The sequence below is a fragment of the Amycolatopsis sp. NPDC003861 genome, assembly GCF_053605405.1.
On the sequence record NZ_JBSGJD010000027.1, the window covers coordinates 1 to 18,425 of the forward strand.

At 72.3% G+C, this 18,425-nt stretch carries 15 protein-coding genes; 12 read left to right on the top strand and 3 right to left on the bottom strand.

Features of this window, described 5'->3' with window-relative positions; genetic code table 11:
* Nucleotides 1-107 precede the first annotated feature (107 nt).
* From ACWEVN_RS10055 to ACWEVN_RS10070, 4 genes are read left to right on the top strand one after another with little or no spacing between them, the layout of a single operon-like run.
* A complete protein-coding gene (locus ACWEVN_RS10055; protein WP_452050976.1) occupies nucleotides 108-4,520 on the top strand; it encodes an acyltransferase domain-containing protein in 4,413 nt (1,470 codons plus the stop codon).
* Nucleotides 4,520-6,097, top strand: a complete 1,578-nt coding sequence (locus ACWEVN_RS10060; protein ID WP_452050977.1) for an acyl-CoA carboxylase subunit beta — start codon at nucleotides 4,520-4,522, stop codon at nucleotides 6,095-6,097. The genes ACWEVN_RS10055 and ACWEVN_RS10060 overlap by 1 nt, the downstream gene beginning before the upstream one ends.
* A 9-nt stretch (nucleotides 6,098-6,106) precedes the next feature.
* Complete coding sequence (locus tag ACWEVN_RS10065) at nucleotides 6,107-7,078, top strand: alpha/beta hydrolase (protein ID WP_452050978.1); 972 nt, start codon at nucleotides 6,107-6,109, stop codon at nucleotides 7,076-7,078.
* A 19-nt stretch (nucleotides 7,079-7,097) separates the two neighbouring features.
* Complete coding sequence (locus ACWEVN_RS10070; RefSeq protein ID WP_452050979.1) at nucleotides 7,098-8,318, top strand: lipase family protein; 1,221 nt, start codon at nucleotides 7,098-7,100, stop codon at nucleotides 8,316-8,318.
* Between the two features lie 52 nt (nucleotides 8,319-8,370).
* Here the strand turns inward: ACWEVN_RS10070 and ACWEVN_RS10075 are convergent, their stop codons facing one another.
* Both ACWEVN_RS10075 and ACWEVN_RS10080 read right to left on the bottom strand, forming a co-directional pair.
* Nucleotides 8,371-9,030 (bottom strand): cutinase family protein, encoded by a 660-nt coding sequence (locus tag ACWEVN_RS10075; RefSeq protein ID WP_452050980.1) that lies wholly within the window; start codon nucleotides 9,028-9,030, stop codon nucleotides 8,371-8,373.
* Nucleotides 9,031-9,208: 178 nt separating this feature from the next.
* A complete protein-coding gene (locus ACWEVN_RS10080) occupies nucleotides 9,209-9,886 on the bottom strand; it encodes a TetR/AcrR family transcriptional regulator (RefSeq protein WP_310975455.1) in 678 nt (225 codons plus the stop codon).
* A gap of 167 nt (nucleotides 9,887-10,053) precedes the next feature.
* Here ACWEVN_RS10080 and ACWEVN_RS10085 point away from each other — a divergent pair, with 167 nt between their 5' ends.
* The 8 genes from ACWEVN_RS10085 to fgd all read left to right on the top strand — a co-directional run bounded on the left by ACWEVN_RS10085 (nucleotide 10,054) and on the right by fgd (nucleotide 17,271).
* Entirely contained in the window at nucleotides 10,054-11,181 is a 1,128-nt protein-coding gene (locus tag ACWEVN_RS10085) for a PucR family transcriptional regulator (protein WP_452050981.1), read from the top strand.
* Between the two features lie 78 nt (nucleotides 11,182-11,259).
* Complete coding sequence (locus ACWEVN_RS10090) at nucleotides 11,260-12,027, top strand: SDR family oxidoreductase (RefSeq protein ID WP_452050982.1); 768 nt, start codon at nucleotides 11,260-11,262, stop codon at nucleotides 12,025-12,027.
* Nucleotides 12,024-12,893 carry an SDR family oxidoreductase gene (locus ACWEVN_RS10095; protein WP_452050983.1) on the top strand — a complete coding sequence of 290 codons (870 nt, stop codon included), beginning with the start codon at nucleotides 12,024-12,026 and terminating at the stop codon, nucleotides 12,891-12,893. The genes ACWEVN_RS10090 and ACWEVN_RS10095 overlap by 4 nt, the downstream gene beginning before the upstream one ends.
* A complete protein-coding gene (locus ACWEVN_RS10100) occupies nucleotides 12,893-13,633 on the top strand; it encodes an enoyl-CoA hydratase family protein (protein ID WP_452050984.1) in 741 nt (246 codons plus the stop codon). Before ACWEVN_RS10095 ends, ACWEVN_RS10100 begins: the two co-directional genes overlap by 1 nt.
* Nucleotides 13,623-14,486: a CoA transferase subunit A gene (locus ACWEVN_RS10105; RefSeq protein WP_452050985.1), complete on the top strand. Its 864-nt coding sequence runs from the start codon at nucleotides 13,623-13,625 to the stop codon at nucleotides 14,484-14,486. Before ACWEVN_RS10100 ends, ACWEVN_RS10105 begins: the two co-directional genes overlap by 11 nt.
* Nucleotides 14,483-15,211, top strand: a complete 729-nt coding sequence (locus tag ACWEVN_RS10110; RefSeq protein WP_452050986.1) for a CoA-transferase subunit beta — start codon at nucleotides 14,483-14,485, stop codon at nucleotides 15,209-15,211. Before ACWEVN_RS10105 ends, ACWEVN_RS10110 begins: the two co-directional genes overlap by 4 nt.
* Nucleotides 15,208-16,263, top strand: coding sequence for an NAD(P)H-dependent flavin oxidoreductase (locus ACWEVN_RS10115; RefSeq protein ID WP_452050987.1), 1,056 nt, complete (start codon nucleotides 15,208-15,210; stop codon nucleotides 16,261-16,263). The genes ACWEVN_RS10110 and ACWEVN_RS10115 overlap by 4 nt, the downstream gene beginning before the upstream one ends.
* A 3-nt stretch (nucleotides 16,264-16,266) precedes the next feature.
* Nucleotides 16,267-17,271: a glucose-6-phosphate dehydrogenase (coenzyme-F420) gene (gene fgd / locus ACWEVN_RS10120; RefSeq protein WP_310975468.1), complete on the top strand. Its 1,005-nt coding sequence runs from the start codon at nucleotides 16,267-16,269 to the stop codon at nucleotides 17,269-17,271.
* On the opposite strand, the gene ACWEVN_RS10125 is transcribed toward fgd, so the two are convergent.
* On the bottom strand, nucleotides 17,272-18,423 hold the full coding sequence (locus ACWEVN_RS10125; protein ID WP_452050988.1) for an acetyl-CoA C-acetyltransferase: 1,152 nt from the start codon (nucleotides 18,421-18,423) through the stop codon (nucleotides 17,272-17,274).
* Nucleotides 18,424-18,425: the final 2 nt, after the last annotated feature.

An 18,425-nucleotide genomic window follows, 5' to 3' on the forward strand; every position in this document is an offset into this window, starting at 1 on the left:
GGGGGAGAGCCGCGACGTGGGGGTCGAGGCTGTGCGAGACCTGGCCGCCGGCACCCAACGCCACATTGGGGCGTCTCGAGGCGGGTGCGAGCTCGGGTGACGCTGGCGTGGTCTTCGTCTTCTCCGGCTATGGCTCGCAGTGGTCCGGGATGGGACGTCAGCTGCTGCGCGCCGAACCGGCGTTCCGGGGCGAGATCGAGGCACTCGACCCGGTTTTCCGCGCCGAAGCCGGGTTCTCGCTGCGCGACGCGCTCGAGCACGACCTGCCCGACCTCGCCGCGACCCAGCTCGCCCTGTTCGGCGTGCAGCTCGCCCTGGCCGCTCTCTGGCGGGCGCACCAGGTCGTGCCCGCCGCCGTGCTCGGGCACTCGATGGGTGAGGTGGCCGCGGCCGTCGTGGCCGGGGCGCTCGACGTTGCCGACGGCCTGAAGGTCATGGCCGCCCGGGCGCGGCTGCTCGCCGAACTCGACGAGCGCGGTGGCGGGGCGATGGCCGTCGTCGAACTCACGGCCGCCGAGCTCGCCGAATTCCCCGACATCACCATCGCCGTCTACGCCTCGCCCACCCAGTGCACGATCAGCGGGGCCGCCGACGACGTCGAAGCCGTGGTCGCGCACGCCGAAGGCCTCGGCCGGCTCGCCCGGCGGCTCCCGGTCGGGGGCGCCGGGCACTCCGCGGCCGTCGAGCCGGTGCTCGGCCCGTTCCGCGAAGCGGTGGCGGGGCTGACCCCCGCAACACCGAAAGTCCGGTGCTACAGCAGTGTTCACGACGAGCCGCCCGCCTTCGACGTCGAATACTGGGCGGCGAACCTGCGCCGCCCGGTGCGGTTCAGCCAGGCCGTCGCCGCGGCGGCCGCCGACGGGCACACCGTCTTCGTCGAAATCTCGCCGCACCCCGTGGCCCTGGCCGCGCTCGAGCAGTCCGGCGTCTTCGGCCTGCCCTCGGGGAGCCGACGGATCGACGAGCGGACGGCGTTCCTGACCAGCCTGGCCCGGCTGCACGTCCTCGGCCACCCCGGCGTGCTGGCCGCCCGGCCGCAGACGCCGCCGGTCGAGCTGCCCGGTCCGGTCTGGCGGCACGAGCGCTTCTGGCCGCGCCGGACCGTCCGCGCCGGCGGCGCCCACCCGCTGCTCGGCGTGCACATCGAGGACCCCGGCGGCGGGCACTTGTGGCGCGGCGACGTCGGCACGGCCGCGTTGCCGTGGCTGGCCGACCACACCGTCCGGGACGTCCCGGTGTTCCCGGCCACCGGTTTCCTCGAACTCGCGCTCGCCGCGGCCGGTCCGGGCGGCCGCGTCCAGGACCTCGAACTGCAGGAAGTCCTCCCGCTCGGCGACCACACCGAGGTGACCACGACGCTCCGCGGCAGCGAGCTGAGTGTCCACACGAGAACCGGACAGTGGACCCGGCACGCGACCGCGCGGATCGGCACCGGCGGCACACCGTCGGCGCCGTTCGGGGAAACCGCCGGGGAACCGGTCGACGTCTACCGGGCGCTGGCCGAGCTGGGGCAGTCCTACGGCCCGGCGTTCCGCGGCCTGCGCAGGGTGACCGCCGCGCCCGGGCGCGCGTCGGCGTCGATCGCGCAGCCGGACACCGGTCATCCCGCGTACGTGCTGCACCCCGCGCTCGCCGACGCCTGCCTGCACGCGCTGGCCGCGGCCGTCGGCGAGGCGGACGCGCTCTACCTGCCGCTCAGCGTGGGGGAGGTGGTGGTCGCCGGCGACCCCGGCCGCGGCGTGCGGGTGGACGCGGTGCTGAAAGAGTCCGGCGACGGCGTGCTCGGCAGCGTCCAGCTGGTCGACGCCGACGACGTCGTCCTGGTCGAATTCCGCGACGTCTACTGCCGCCCCTACCGCGACGCGGCGCTGGCCCGGCTGCTGTTCGAGGCGGCCTGGCAGCCGACGCCGCTGCCCGCCGCCCCGGAATTGTCGGTGCCGGCCGGTAGAGTGGAAAACGGGGGGCGCCCCCGCGAGCAGCGCTGGATCGTGCTTTCGGACGACGATCGCGAGTTCGCGGGCGAAGACGTCCGGACCACCCGCCTCGGCGATCGGGCCGAGCTCGCGAAACTGTTGCGTGACGGCGAGCCGGCCGCGGTCCTCGCCCTGCTCGGCGCCGCGGCGGAGCCCGATCCGGCGCGCGGGGCGCGGCTGGTCGAGACCTTGGCCGGGGTCGTCGCCGAGCTGGCCGAACTGCCCGTCACGCCCAGGTTGTGGCTGGTGAGTTCCGGAGCGCACGCCATCGAGCCCGGCGAGCGGGGCGATCCGGCGTTGGCCGCGCTGCGCGGGCTCGTGCGCGTGCTCGCCTTCGAGCACCCCGAACTGCGGGTGAGCCACGTCGACGGGCTGGACCGGCTGCGGGACGAGGTCCGCGCGGACGGGCCGGACGACGAAGTCGCCTGGCGCCACGGCGTCCGGTACACGCGGCGGCTGAGCCGTCCTGCGCTCGGCGACCCGGTGCGCGAGCCGGTCCGCGACGGCGCCTACATCATCACCGGCGGCCTCGGCGGCCTGGGCCTGGCCGCGGCGCGGTGGCTGGCCGCGCGCGGCGCGACGCGGCTGGTGCTGAACAGCAGGCACGCCGCCGATCCCGGGCTGGGCCTCGACGTCCGCGTGGTGCCCGGCGACATCGCCGCCCCGGGCACGGCCGAAAGCCTGGTCGCGGCGGCCGTCGAAGGAGGCGTGCCGCTTCGCGGGGTGCTGCACGCTGCCGGTGTCCTGGCCGACGGCGCCGCGATCAGCCTCGACGGCGACGCGCTCGACGCGGTCTGGCGGCCGAAGGCGCTGGGCGCGTGGCGGCTGCACGAGGCGACGGCGGGGCACGACCTCGACTGGTGGCTGGTGTACTCCTCGGCGGCGGCATTGTTCGGATCACCGGGCCAGGCCGCGTACGCGACGGCGAACGCGTGGGCCGATGCGCTCGTCGGCTGGCGCCGCGCCCAGGGGCTCCCGGCGGCGACGATCGGCTGGGGCGCGTGGGGCGAGGTCGGTGCGGCGGCCGGGTCGGCCAACCCGGTGCTGGAGCCGCTCGGCACCGAGGAAGCGCTGTCGGCCCTGGAATTCGTGCTGGCGCGGGACCGGGCGGCGACCGGGGTGGCCCGGGTGGACTCGGGAACGGTGCTGGAGCTGTTCCCGCGGCTGGGGGAGCGGCCGTTCTTCGCGCTCTTCTCGCCGGGGGCCTCAACGTCCACTTGGGACGGTCTGGACGCACTGCGCTCGGCCACCCCGGAGGCGGCCCGCGAGGCGATCGCCGCGCACTTGGCGGGGTTGATCGCGGACCTGCTGGGGTTGGCGGAGGTCGACCGGACGGTACCGCTCACGCGGCTGGGGCTGGATTCGCTCTCGGCGATGCGGGCTCGCGGCGCGGTGGAGCGGGACTTCGGGGTGCCGTTGCCGATTCCGCTGTTGCTGCGGGGAGCCAGCTTGGCGGAGCTTGCCGCGCATCTGGCCGAGGAAGCGGGCTTCGGGGCGGCTGCGCCGGCTGCCGCGCCGGTCGTCACCGGGCCGCGGGATCCCGCCGAGCGGTGGGTGGCCCGGCACTGGCGAGCCGTCCTCGGCGGTCCCGAACCGGGCGTCCACGACCGCTTCGGCGGCGACCCCGCCCAGGCCCGGCAGCTCAGGGCCGCCTTCGCCGAACACCTCACCGACGTCCCCGGCGAAGACCGGCTCTTCGCCACGCCCACCATCGCCGCGATGGCCGATCTCCTGCGCGCCGAGCTCGAAGGCCACGGTGGCGGCCCGGTGCGGCTCCTCCGGGACGGCGTCGGCGACGAGCCCGTCTTCCTCTTCCACCCCGCCGGCGGCACCGCGAGCGTCTACCGCGAACTCGCCCGGCTGCTCCCCGAAGGCCGGCCCGTCTATGCTTTCGAGCGCCTCGACGACGAGCAGACCGTCGAAGGCAAAGCCGCCCGGTACGCCGAACTGATCCGGGACATCCAGCCCCACGGCCCCTACCGGCTGGGCGGCTGGTCGTTCGGCGGCTGCCTCGCCTACGAGACCGCGCGTCGGCTGAACGGCGCCGAACTCGTCTTCCTCATCGACACCATCCTGCCGCTGCCCGCCACCGGCGCCCCGGCCGACCAGCTCCTGGACCGCTTCGACCGGTTCGCCGACCACATTTCCCGGACCTACGGCGTCCCGTTCGAGGTGCCCCGCGAGGAACTGGCGGAGCTCGACGAAGACGCCCAGATCCACCGGGTCATGGCCAAGCTCACCGAGCAGGTGCCGGACATGGGCGCCGGTGTCCTCAAACACCAACACGAGTCCTATGTGGACGCCCGGGTGGCCGAGCGGTACACGCCGGAACCCTACGACGGGCGTGTGGTCCTGCTGCGCGCGCAGGAACCGCACCCGCTCACCACCGCACTGGACCCGCGGTACCTGCGCGCCGACGACGCCCTCGGGTGGGACGAGCACTGCCGTGACCTCGAAGTCGTCCGGGTTCCCGGTGATCACGTGTCCATGATCGATCCACCGCACGTGGCGGTGCTGGCCGAACGGCTCGGGGCGGTGGTGCGGTGATGGACGAGCTCACCCCGACCACCGCGTTCCGGATCGCCGATCTCGCCGCCCGGCAGGACGAAGCCGTCCGGATCGCCGAAAAGAAGGCCGTCGACCGGCAGCACGCCAAGGGGAAGCTGACCGCGCGCGAGCGGATCGCGCTGCTGCTGGACCCCGGGTCCTTCGTGGAGGCCGACCAGTTCGCGCGGCACCGGTGCGGCGAGTTCGGGATGGACACGAACCGGCCGTGGGGCGACGGCGTCGTCACCGGGCACGGCACCGTCGACGGGCGGCAGATCTGCGTGTTCTCCCAGGACTTCAGCGTCTTCGGCGGCAGCCTCGGCGAGGTCTCCGGCGAGAAGGTGCTCAAGCTGATGGACCTGGCCATGACCATCGGCTGCCCGGTCGTCGGGATCAACGACTCCGGCGGCGCGCGGATCCAGGAAGGCGTCGTCTCGCTGGCCTACTACGCCGAACTCGGGCGCCGCACCGCGCACGCCTCCGGGGTCATCCCGCAGATCTCGATGATCATGGGCCCGTGCGCCGGCGGTGCCGTCTACGCGCCGGCGATGACCGACTTCACCGTGATGGTCGACGACACCTCGCACATGTTCGTCACCGGCCCGGACGTCGTGCAGGCCGTCACCGGGGAGCACGTCACCGCGCAGGAACTCGGCGGGGCGGCCGTGCAGAGCGAGGTCGCCGGCAACGCCCACCACCGGGCCGTCGACGAACAGGACGCCGTCGACTGGGTGCAGACGCTGCTCGGGTACCTGCCCGCGAACAACCTCGACCCCGCGCCCGCGTACGCCGACGACACCAGCGCCGGCCTCACTGCCACCGACCTCGCGCTCGACCGGCTGGTGCCCGACTCGCCGCACCAGACCTACGACATGACCGAGCTGATCGCCGCGCTGGTCGACGACGGCGAGTTCACCGAGGTGCACAGCGGCTTCGCGGCCAACATGCTCTGCGGGTTCGGGCGGGTGCAGGGCCACACCGTCGGGGTCGTCGCCAACCAGCCGCGGCACCAGGCCGGCGTGCTCGACATCGACGCGTCGGAGAAGGCCGCCCGGTTCGTGCGCTTCTGCGACGCGTTTTCGATCCCGCTGCTCACCCTGGCCGACGTCCCCGGCTACCTGCCGGGCACCGGCCAGGAACGCGGCGGGATCATCCGCCGCGGCGCCAAGCTGATCTACGCCTACTCCGAAGCGACCGTGCCGAAGGTGACCGTCGTGGTCCGCAAGGCCTACGGCGGCGGCTACGCGGTGATGGGCTCCAAGCACCTCGGCGCCGACGTCGTGCTGGCCTGGCCCACCGCGGAGATCGCGGTGATGGGCGCCGAAGGCGCGGTGCGCGTGCTCTACCGGCGTGAGCTGGCCGGGCTGCCGCCGGAGGAGCGGGAGCCGGCCCGCCGCCGGCTCACCGACGAGTACCGCAAGCGCCACGGCGGCCCGTACCTGGCGGCCGAACGCGGGTACGTCGACCAGGTCGTCACGCCGTCGCAGACCCGCCTCCAGGTGGCGCGGGCCCTGCGGATGCTGCGCACCAAACGCCAGAGCCTGCCGGCCCGGAAACACGGAAACATCCCCCTTTGAGGAGCCCCTATGAAGCGGATCGCCTTGCTGGCGCTGTCCGTCGTCCTCCTGCTCGGCGGTGCCGTGGCACCCGCACAGGCGAGCCCGGCCGTGGCCGACGACGGCGCGAAGGTCGTCCAAGAGACCTGGGTGGACGCCCGGACGGTCGACCTGCAGATCAGCTCGCCCGCCCTGGGCACCACCGGGATGGTGCGGCTGATCGTGCCGTCCGGGTGGGCGGCGCAGCCGACGCGGACCTGGCCCGTGCTGTTCCTGCTGCACGGCTGCTGCGAACCGGTCGACTACCGCTCGTGGGACCAGTTCACCGACGTCAAGGCGTTCACCGCGACCAAGGACGCGCTGGTCGTGATGCCGACCGACGGGGCGGCCGGGATGTACACGAAGTGGTGGAACTTCGGTCTCCGGAACACCCCTGACTGGGACACCTTCCACACCGCCGAAGTGCGCCAGATCGTCGAGCGCGGCTACCGTGGCGGCACGCGCCGGGCGGTGGCCGGGCTGTCGATCGGCGGGTACGGCGCGATGGCGTACGCCTTCAAGCACCCGGGGATGTTCGGCGCGGCCGCGTCCTACAGCGGGGTGCCGAACACGCTGTACCCGGGGCTGCCGGTCTGGATCATCGGCATCCTGGCGCGCGGCGGGTTCTTCAACTACCTCGACCTCTGGGGCGACGCGTTCGGCCTGAAGACGATCTGGACGGCCAACAACCCGTACGACCACATCGACCAGCTGCGCGGCACCGCGCTCTACGTCTCCTGCGGCAACGGGCAGACCGGGCCGCTCGACCCGCCGAACCAGGCGGACTTCCTGGAGTCGACGGCGGAGATGTCGTCCCGCAGCTTCACCGACCGCCTGCGGACCGCCGGCATCCCGGTGACCGTCGACTACTACGGGGCCGGCACCCACAGCTGGCCGTACTGGCAGCGGGCCCTGCACCAGTCCTGGCCGGTGCTGGCCGGCGCGCTGGGTCTCCCGGCCTGAGCGCAGTCCCCTTTCCCCGATGGAGGTTGTGGTGAAGCCTGCCCGATGTCGCGCTGTGCTTTCGGCGCTCCTGACCTGCTGCCTGGTGGCGCTGGGTGTCGCGGTGGCGAGTGCGCCCGCCGGGGCGGCGCCGCTGCTGCCCGGGCCGTTCGACGACTCCTTCTACACCCCGCCGTCCCCGCTGCCGGCCGGGAAACCCGGTGACGTCATCCGCTGGCGGCCCACCGTGCCGCTGCTGAACGCGCTGAACGCGGACGCCTGGCAGGTGATGTACCTGTCGACCAACGCGCTCGGGAACCGCAATGCGGTGACCGGGACCATCCTCGTGCCGAAGGGCGTGGACCCGGCCAAGGCGCCGATCGTCGGTTACGCGGTCGGCACGCAGGGCCCGGCGTTCAAGTGCACGGCGTCCAAGGCGATGGAACGCGGCACGCTGTACGACCAGCCCGCCATCAACGACTCGCTGTCCAGCGGCTACGCGGTCGCGGTGACCGACTACGAGGGCTACTCGCCGACGACTGTGCCGACCTACATCACCGGGCAGTCCATGGGCCCCGTCGTGATCGACTCGGTGCGGGCGGCGCAGGACCTCCCGTCCGCCCGGCTTTCGAAGAGCGCCAAGGTGATCTTCCAGGGCTATTCGCAGGGCGGCGGTGGATCGATGTGGGCCGGGGAGAAGCAGCCCGCGTACGCGCCGGAGCTGAACGTCGTCGGCGTCGTCGCGGGCGGGGTGCCGGCGGACCTGACCGAAGTCGCGAAGGGCCTCGACGGGTACCTCGGCTTCGGGTTCCTGGCCTTCGCCGCGGTCGGGCTCGACGCCGCGTACCCGGATCTGCGGCTCGATTCCTTCCTCAACGACACCGGCCGGCAGCAATTGGGTGACGCCAAGAAGAACGCGTGCGTCGCGGAACTGCTGCTGAACTATCCGTTCAAGAAGATCAGCGACTACACGACGTCGAACCCGCTGGACACCCCGGTGTGGCAGGCGCGGCTGGCGCAGAACAAGCTGGGCGCCCACCCGCCGCGGGTGCCGGTGTTCCAGTACCACGCGAGCATCGACGAAATCGTCAACACCCCGCAGGCGGAAACGCTGCACCGGGCGTACTGCGCGGCCGGGGTGCGCGAGCAGTGGACCACCTACCTGGCCGACCACGCCAGCGGGATCCTCGCCGGCAACGCCGACGCGCACCAGTGGATCGTGAAGCGGTTCAACGGGGATCCGGCCCCGGCGAACTGCTGAGGGAATCCGGGTGGCCACCTCGGGGGGACCCGAGGCGGCCACCCGCGTTCCGTCAGACCTTGCCCGCGGCGAAGGCGGCCGCGTCGTTGGCGTCGCCGCCGTAGCTCAGGTGGGCCAGGATGTTGAAGCCGCCCGCCTGGCAGATCGGGTCGCCCAGGGCGCAGTAGTCCTTGGTGCGGCTCTGGTAGGTGCCGGTGACCGAGCGGCCGATCGCGCGGATCGGGTTGCCGAACAACAGGATCGCCGCGATCCGGGGCGCCAGGTCCGCCGGGATGGTCGCGGCGATCGGGCCGCCGACGACCGCGCCGGCGCTGCTGATGCCGATCGAGTTGTCGACGACGTTGGCGCCCTGGGAGTAGCCGACGAGGACGAACCGCTGCGACGGGCAGGCCGCGGCCTGCGTCCGCACGTGGTCGACCAGGTCGGTGTTGCCCTTCTGCACCGAGGCCGGCTGGCCGAGGTCGGCCGGGTAGTCGACGCGGTAGCTGCTCACCGACCGCGGGCGCAACCGGTTCTGCACGGCCGAGAACACCGGGTCGCCGACGATGAGGCCCAGCGTGCCGGGTTCGCCGGTGCCGCGCGCCACTGGGACGTCGATGTCGGTGCACGGCGCCGCCGAAGCGGCGGGCGCGGCGGCCACGGTGAGCCCGGCGACGGCGAGTCCGACGGCGGCCGCGGCGGAAAACAGGCGTTTCTTGGGGACGCGAATCATGGCTGATCACACCTCGTTGTGGGAAAAGGGGTCGGCAAGCGCTTTCCGTGGGGGACGGAAATGCGTGCGTCGCTTGCGGTGATTCGCAGCGTCGCAGTGGTTGCCGGACCCGGCAAGAGGTGGTTCCCCGGAACGCCGGGAATTGTTCAGCCGGTGACAAACGGTCCGATGTGGACGCTCAGGTGGCGCACTGCCCGGCCGGGCGCGGGGTGTCGAGGCGGTCCAGCAGCGCCGGATCCAGCCCGCGCAGCGCGGCCATGACGAACCCGGTGGCCAGTTCCCCGGCGGCGATCGGGTCGAGGCCGGGGGAGTGGGACACGTGCATCGCGGCCCGCCCGACCAGGCCGACCATCATCTCGCCGAGCAGGTCCGCGCCGGGGCCGGCCGGGCGCCCGTGCGTGCGCAGGTGGTCGCGCACCTGCCCGATCACGTGGGTGGCGATGGAGTCGGCCAGCGCGCGGCGCTCGTTCGACATCTCGTCGACGGCCGAGTCGAACAGCAGCCGGAAGCTTTCCGGGTGGGCGCCGGCGTAGCCGAACATGGCCATCACCGAGAGCCGGACGCGCTCTTCGAGGGGGCGCGCGTTCGCCGTTTCGTACGCGCTGATCACCCAGGCGCGCAACGCGGCGACCTCCCGGCGGACTGTGGTGCGGAAAAGGGCGGCTTTGTCGCCGAAATGCGCGTAAAGGGTGGGCTTGGTGGAATCGGCGCGGTCGGCGATCAGGCCCATCGTGGCCTGGGCGTAGCCCCGCTCGGCGAACACGGCGCGGGCGGCGTCGAGCAGCTCGTCGTCGGTGGGCCGGGCGGCCGGGCTGCGGCGAGCGCTGGATCGATCAGGAGGACTCTGCCGGCTCATGGAGGTGTACTGTACGGACCTCCTTGCTTTACTGTCCGGTAAAGCAAGGTCCGTCGCCGCCTTCCGGTGGAGGAACCCTGGTGCCCCGCGACAGTGCTCGGCAACCCGTCCCGGCTCCCCGCGATGCCGTCGAAGAAGTTGTCCGGCGGAGAGAGCTGGCCGCCCTGATGCGTCCGGCGCTCCCGGCACTCGTGGACGGGATCGTCCGGGAGATCCTGCGGGCGGTCCCCGTCTACGCCCGGACGGGGGACGGCTTCTACGGGCGCAGGACCCGGCACGGCGTCGAGTGCGCCGTCGAGCTCTTCGTGGACCTGGTCGAGGATCCGCTGGCCTCCCGCGACCGGTTGTTCGAGACGTGCCGCCGGCTCGGCGCGGGGGAGGCGCGCGAGGGACGCACCCTCGACGACCTGCAGGCGGCCTACCGCGTCGGCACCCGGGTCGGCTGGCGCTGGATCATGCGGCTGGGCCGGCGGCACCGGCTGTCCTCCGCGGTGATGGCGCAGCTGGCCGAGATGCTCTTCGGCTACGCCGACGAGCTCGCCCGGATGTCGAGCCGGGGGCACCGCGAGGCGTGGGCGGAGATCGAGGGCACGCGGTCGGGCCTGCGCCGGCGGCTGCTGCGCCTGCTGACCGGGCCGGGCACCATCCCGGACGCCGTCCTCGCCGAACTCGCGGACGCGGCGGGCTGGCCGGTGCCCCGCGAGGTGGCGGCGGTCGCCGCCGAAACGACCGTGAGCACCACGTGGGGCTCCGACGTCCTCGCCGACCTCGATCCCCCGCAGCCCTACCTGCTGCTCCCCGCCCCGGTAGACGCGCGGGCCCTGACCCGGCTCGGCACGCGCGTCGCGGTCGGGCCGCCGACCGACCTCGGCGCGGCGGCGCATTCGCTGCGCTGGGCGCGGACGGCGTTGCGGCTGGTGGCGGACGGATCGCTTCCGGACACGCCGGTGACGTGGTGCACCGACCACCTGACGGACCTGTGGCTGCTGTCGGACTCGCCGCTGGCCGAGCAGGTCGCCCGGCAGGAGCTGGCCCCGCTCGGGCAGTTCCCGGAGCGGACGCGCCGCCGGCTGGGCGAGACCCTGCTGTCCTGGCTGCAGAACGGCGGCAACTCCGAGAAGATCGCGGTCGACCTCTCGGTGCACCCGCAGACGGTCCGCTACCGCGTGCGCCAGCTGAAGCAGGCCTTCGGTGCTCGCCTCGACGATCCCGACGCCCGGTTCGCCATGCAGGCCGCGCTGCGTGCCTCCGGGCTGCGGATCGCCCGGAACGAGTTCTCCCCGCCCGAGGAGTAGGAGGCTTCCCGGCTCGCCTCCCGACCTTGTCCCCAGCGAGAACATGTTCTAGTTTTGGGGACGGAAGGTGGTGTGCCGGTGAAGACGGAGCTGGGCCTGGCCGGGACGGTGGTCCTGGTCACCGGAGGCGTCCGCGGCGTCGGCCGGGGCATCGCCGACGTGTTCCTCGCGCACGGTGCCCGGGTCGTGGTGTGCGCGCGGCGGGAGGCGCCGACCCCGGCGGAGTTCGTCGCGTGCGATGTCCGCGACGAGACGCACGTCGCCTCGCTGGTCGAGGGGATCGTCGAGCGGCACGGACGCCTGGACGTGGTGGTCAACAACGCGGGTGGGGCGCCGTATGTGTCGGCCGCGGAGGCGTCGCCGCGCCTGCACGAGAAGGTCGTCCAGCTGAACCTGCTGGCTCCACTGCTGGTCGCACAGCACGCCAACGCCGTGATGCAGCGGCAGGAAACCGGCGGTTCGATCGTGATGATCTCCAGCGTCAGCGGCACCCGTCCCTCGCCGGGAACCGCGGCTTACGGCGCCGCGAAGGCCGGGCTGGACAACCTGACGGCGAGCCTGGCGGTGGAGTGGGCGCCGAAAGTCCGGGTCAACGCGCTCGACGTCGGGATGGTGCGGACCGAGCAGGCGCACCTGCACTACGGGAGTGAGGCGGCGGTCGAGGCGGTGGGGAAGACGGTGCCGCTGGGCCGGCTGGCCGAGCCCGAAGAGGTGGGGCACTGCGCCGCGTTCCTGGCTTCCGGGCTGGCTTCCTACGTTTCCGGCGCGACGCTGCGCGTGCACGGCGGAGGTGAGGTCCCGGCGTTCCTCGCCGCGGCCGACGTCAACCATCGGGAGGATTCGTGAGCGGGTTGTGCCAGGGCCGGGTGGTCGTGGTGACCGGTGCCGGGCGGGGCATCGGGCGGGCGCACGCCTTGGCGTTCGCGGCCGAAGGGGCGTCGGTGGTGGTGAACGACGTGGACGCCGACGCGGCCGCGGAAGTCGTCGAGGCCATCGGTGAGCGGGCGGTGGCGAACACTTCCGACGTGGCCGATTGGGCCGGGGCGCGCGAACCGATCGGCACGGCCGTCGAGCACTTCGGGCGCCTGGACGTACTGGTGAACAACGCGGGCTTCCTCCGGGACCGGATGCTGGTCAACCTCGCCGAGGACGAGTGGGACGCGGTGATCCGAGTGCACCTCAAGGGCCATTTCGCGCCGTTGCGGCACGCGGCGGAGCATTGGCGGGCCGAGGCCAAAGCGGGCCGGACGCCGAGTGCCCGGGTGATCAACACGAGTTCCGGTGCCGGACTGCTCGGCAGCGTCGGGCAGGGGAACTATTCGGCCGCGAAGGCCGGGATCGCCGGGCTGACCGTGGTGGCCGCCGCGGAGCTGGCGCGGTACGGCATCACCGTGAACGCGATCGCGCCGGCCGCCCGCACCCGGATGACCGAAGGCGTCTTCGCGTCGATGGCCCGGCCGGACGAAGGTTTCGACGCGATGGCGCCGGAGAACGTCTCGCCCCTGGTCGTGTGGCTGGGCAGCGAAGAGTCCGGGCACGTCACCGGGCGGGTGTTCGAGGTCGAGGGCGGCAAGGTTTCGCTGGCCCAGGCGTGGCGGCACGGCCCGGTCGTGGACAAGGGCGAGCGGTGGGACCCGGCCGAGCTGGGCCCGGTGGTGAAGGACCTGCTCGAGCAGGCGCCCGAGCCCGAACCCGTCTACGGAGCGAGCTGATGGGCATCCTCACGAAACGCGACGGGCACATCGAGGTCGTCACCGTCGATTTCCCGCCGGTGAACGCGCTGCCGGTCCAAGGCTGGTTCGACCTCGCCGACGCGATCACCCAGGCCGGCCGCGACCCGGACGTGCACGTCGTGATCCTGCGCGCGGAAGGCCGCGGGTTCAACGCCGGCGTGGACATCAAGGAGATCCAGCGCAGCGAGGGCTATGACGCCCTGGTCGGCGCGAACCGCGGCTGCTATGCGGCTTTCGGTGCCGTCTACGACTGCGAAGTTCCGGTGGTCGCCGCGGTGCACGGGTTCTGCCTCGGCGGCGGGATCGGCTTGGTCGGCAACGCCGACGTGATCGTGGCTTCGGAAGAGGCGACGTTCGGGGTGCCGGAAGTCGAACGGGGTGCACTCGGGGCGGCCACGCACCTCGCCCGGCTGGTGCCGCAGCACCTCATGCGCACGCTGTACTTCACCGCCCGCAAGATCACCGCCGCCGAACTGCACGCGCACGGGTCGGTCTACCAGGTGGTGCCGCGGGCGGATCTCGACGAGGCGGCCCTGGAAGTCGCGCGGGACATCGCGAAGAAGGATCCGCGGGTGATCCGGGCGGCGAAAGAGGCGTTGAACGGGATCGACACCCAGCAGGTGCACCGCAGCTACCGCTTCGAGCAGGGGTTCACCTTCGAACTCAACCTGCTCGGCGCGTCCGATGAGGCTCGCGAGGAGTTCTTGAATGGCCGATAAGCGCATGACCGTCGACGAGGTGGCGGCCGAGCTGAAGGACGGCATGACCATCGGGATCGGCGGCTGGGGTTCCCGGCGCAAGCCGATGGCCCTGGTCCGCGCCATCCTCCGCACGCCGGTGAAGGACCTGACCGTCGTCTCCTACGGCGGCCCGGACGTCGGCCTGCTGTGTGCGGCGGGCAAGGTCAAGCGAGTCGTGTTCGGGTTCGTCACGCTGGATTCGATCCCGTACGACCCGTGGTTCGGCCGCGCTCGCGAGACCGGGGCGATCGAGGTGACCGAGTACGACGAGGGCATGTTCGGCACGGCCCTGTCGGCGGCGATGCAGCGGCTGCCGTTCCTGCCCACCCGGGCGGGGCTCGGGTCCGAAGTCATGCGCGCCAACCCGTACCTGCGCACCGTGCGTTCGCCCTACGACGACGGCGAAGAGCTGGTCGCGGTCCCCGCGCAGCACCTCGACGTGGCGCTGGTCCACCTCAACCGGGCCGACGCCCGCGGCAACGCCCAGTACCTCGGCCCCGACCCGTACTTCGACCAGTTGTTCGCCTTGGCGGCCGGACGGTGCTTCGTGTCGGTGGAAAAGGTGGTGGAGACGGCCGAGCTGACCTCCGGCGGGCCGGTGCAGTCGCTGCTGCTCAACCGCGGTGCGGTGGCCGGGGTGGTGGAGTCCCCGCGCGGGGCGCACTTCACCACGGCGGTGCCGGACTACGGCCGCGACGAGCGGTTCCAGCGGCACTACGCGGCCTGCGCCAAGGATCTCGACACGTGGCCGGGGTTCGTGGACCGGTTCCTCTCCGGGGACGAGACGCGGTATCTGTCCGAAGTGGACAAGTTCGAGGCGGAGGCGGCATGAGCGCGACCCGGGCCGAGATCGTCGTGGTGGCCATGGCCGAGGTCTTCCGCGGCGACGGCGAAATCCTGGCCAGCCCGATGGGCCTGGTCCCGCAGCTGGGCGCCAAACTCGCCCGGCTGACCTTCGAGCCGGACCTCCTGCTGTCCGACGGCGAAGCCCACCTGGTCACCGCCGACGGCGTCGTCGAGGGCTGGCAGCCGTTCCGCACGATGCTGGACACGATCGTCCCGCACGGCCGCCGGCACGTCGTGATGGGCGCCAACCAGATCGACCGGTACGGCAACCAGAACATCTCCGCCATCGGCGACCACGCCCGCCCGAAGAAGCAGCTCCTGGGCGTGCGGGGCGCGCCGGGCAACACGATCAACCACCGCACCAGCTACTGGGTACCCCGGCACAGCACCCGGGTGTTCGTCGAGAGCGTGGACGTCGTGTCGGGGGTCGGCTACGACAACGCGGCCAAAGCCGGTGCGTCGGCGCAGAAGTACCACGACGTGCACCGGGTGGTGAGCAACCTCGGGGTGTTCGGCTTCGGCGGCCCGGACCACGCGCTGAGGGCGGTGTCGCTGCACCCCGGCGTCACCCGGGAAGAGGTGTCGGCGGCGACCGCGTTCGCGATCGACTTCTCCGGCGCCGGAACCAGCCGCGAGCCGACCGAAGAGGAACTGCGGCTGATCCGCGAAATCGACCCGAACAACCTGCGGGATAAGGAAGTTCCGGCGTGAAGACCGCGCTCACCCGGCTGGTCGGGGTCGAGCACCCCGTCGTGCAGACCGGGATGGGCTGGGTCGCCGGTCCCCGGCTGGTGTCGGCGACGGCCGAAGCGGGCGCGCTGGGCATCCTCGCCTCCGCCACGATGACCTTCGCCGAGCTGGAAGCGGCGATCGCCGCGGTCAAGAAGCGCACGGAGAAGCCGTTCGGCGTGAACCTCCGCGCCGACGCGGCCGACGCCGGTGCGCGCGTCGACCTGCTGATCCGCGAGAGTGTGAAGGTCGCTTCCTTCGCGCTCGCGCCGCGGAAGGAGATGATCGCGAAACTGCGGGACCACGGGATCGTCGTGATCCCGTCGGTCGGGGCCGCCCGGCACGCCGAAAAGGTCGCCGCCTGGGGCGCGGACGCCGTCATCGTCCAAGGCGGCGAAGGCGGCGGGCACACCGGGGGCGTCGCCACCACGCTGCTCCTCCCGAGCGTGCTGGACACCGTCGGCATCCCGGTCGTCGCGGCGGGCGGGTTCTTCGACGGCCGCGGGCTCGCCGCCGCACTGGCCTACGGCGCGGCCGGGGTCGCGATGGGCACCCGGTTCCTGCTCAGCAAGGAAAGCACCGTCCCCGACGAGGTCAAGCGCCTTTACCTCGGGCAGGGTCTCACCGGGACGGTCGTCACCAAGCGGGTCGACGGCCTCCCGCACCGCGTCCTGCGCACCGAGCTGGTCGACAAGCTCGAACGCACCGGCCGGATCCGCGGCCTCGCCCAAGCCGCCCGCAATGCCCTGCGCTTCCGGAATATCACCGGACTGTCCCCGGTTGCGATGCTGCGAGAGGGCTTCGCGATGAAGCACGGCAACGATCTGACCTGGAGTCAGCTGGTCATGGCGGCCAACACCCCGATGCTGCTGCGGGCGGGACTGGTCGACGGCCGGACGGACGCCGGAGTGCTAGCGTCGGGACAGGTGGTGGGCATGATCCACGACCTGCCCACGGTGGCGCAGATCGTCGAGGGCGCAGTGGCCGAGGCGGGTGAGATCCTGCGGCGGCTCGGCCGGGAAACGGGAGGATGAGCGGTGGCTTTGAAGGTCGGGTACAAGGCGTCTGCGGAGCAGTTCGGGCCGCGGGACCTGGTCGAGTACGCGGTGCGCGCCGAAGAGGTGGGCCTGGACTCGGTGTGGGTGTCCGATCACTTCCTGCCGTGGCGGCACGAGGGCGGCCACGCGCCGTTCGCGCTGGCCTGGATGCCGGCGGTCGCCGAGCGGACGAAGCGGGTGCAGATCGGCACGAGCGTGCTGACCCCGACGTTCCGGTACAACCCGGCGGTGATCGCGCAGGCGTTCGCGACGATGTCGCTGCTGTCCAACGGCCGCATGATCCTCGGTGTCGGCACCGGCGAGGCGCTGAACGAGATCGCCGTCTCCGGGCGGGAGTGGCCGGAGTTCAAGGAGCGCTTCGCCCGGCTGCGGGAGTCGATCAAGCTGATCCGCGAGCTGTGGACCAGCGACAACGTGAACTTCGAAGGTGACTACTACCAGCTGGTGAACGCGAAGATCTACGACCGGCCGGAGCAGCCGGTGCCGATCTACGTCGCCGCGGGCGGCCCGGTGGTCGCGAAGTACGCGGGCCGGTCGGGGGACGGCTTCATCTGCACGTCGGGCAAGGGCATGGACCTCTACACCGAGAAGCTGATGCCCGCCGTCAAGGAGGGCGCGGAGGCGGCCGAAAAGACCGTCGAGGACGTCGACCGGACGATCGAGATCAAGATGTCCTACGACCGCGACCACGAGAAGGCCCTGGAGAACACCCGGTTCTGGGCGCCGCTGTCGCTGACGGCGGAGCAGAAGCACACGGTGTCCTCGGCCGAGGAGATGGAACGGCTGGCCGACGAGCTGCCGATCGAGCAGGTCGCCAAGCGCTGGATCGTGGCGTCCGACCCGGACGAGGCGGTGGCCCAGATCAAGCCGTACCTCGACGCCGGGCTCAACCACCTCGTCTTCCACGGCCCGGGTCACGACCAGGAGCGCTTCCTGACCCAGTTCTCCGAGGACGTCCTGCCGAAGCTGCGCGCCCTCGGCTGATCAGAGCCGCTCGATGATGGTGACGTTGGCGGTGCCGCCGCCCTCGCACATCGTCTGCAGCCCGTAACGACCCCCGCGGCGTTCCAGCTCGTGCAGGAGCGTGGCGAGGAGCTTGGTGCCGGTGGCCCCGATCGGGTGGCCGAGGGCGATCCCGCCCCCGTTCACGTTGACCCGGCCGGGGTCCGCGCCGGTTTCGTCCAGCCACGCCAGGACGACGCTGGCGAACGCCTCGTTGACCTCGAACAGGTCGATGTCGTCGACCGTGAGCCCCGCGTTCCGCAGCGCGTGAGCTGTTGCCGGGATCGGCCCGGTCAGCATCCAGACCGGGTCCGCCGCGCGCACCGACAGGTGGTGGATCCGGGCCTGCGGCCGCAGGCCGTGCTCGTCGACGAACGACGCGGACGCCAGCAGCGCCGCGCTCGCGCCGTCGGAGATCTGACTGGCCACCGCCGCTGTCAGCCGCGAACCCTCGCTCAGCGGCTTCAGCCCGCGCATCCGGTCCAGGGACGTGTCCCGGCGCGGGCCTTCGTCGTGCCGGAAGTCCTCGACCGGGACGATCTCGGCGTCGAACCGGCCCTCGTCGATGGCGGCGACGGCCCGCTGGTGACTGCGCAGCGCGTACTCCTCCATGTCCGCGCGGCTGATGTCCCAGTGCTCGGCGATCATTTCGGCGCTGCGGAACTGCGAGATCTCGGCGCTGCCGTAGCGCTCCTGCCAGCCCTTCGAGCCGGAGAACGGGTCTTCGAAGCCGTACTCACGGCCGGCCAGCATCGCCGCGCTGATCGGGATGCGGCTCATGTTCTGCACACCCCCGGCCAGCACCAGGTCCTGCGTGCCCGACATGACGGCTTGGGCGGCGAAGTGGACGGCCTGCTGGCTGGACCCGCACTGCCGGTCGACGGTCACGCCGGGCACGTGGTCCCCGAACCCGGCCGCGAGCCAGGCGGTGCGGGCGATGTTGCCGGACTGGGGGCCGAGGGTGTCGGTGCAGCCGAGGATGACGTCTTCGACCAGGTCCGGGTCGACGCCGGCACGCTCGACGACGGCCTTGATGACGTGCGCGCCGAGGTCGGCCGAGTGCCACCCGGACAGTGCGCCGCCGCGCCGGCCGACCGGGGTGCGGACGGCGTCGAGCAGGAAGGCTTCGGGCACGG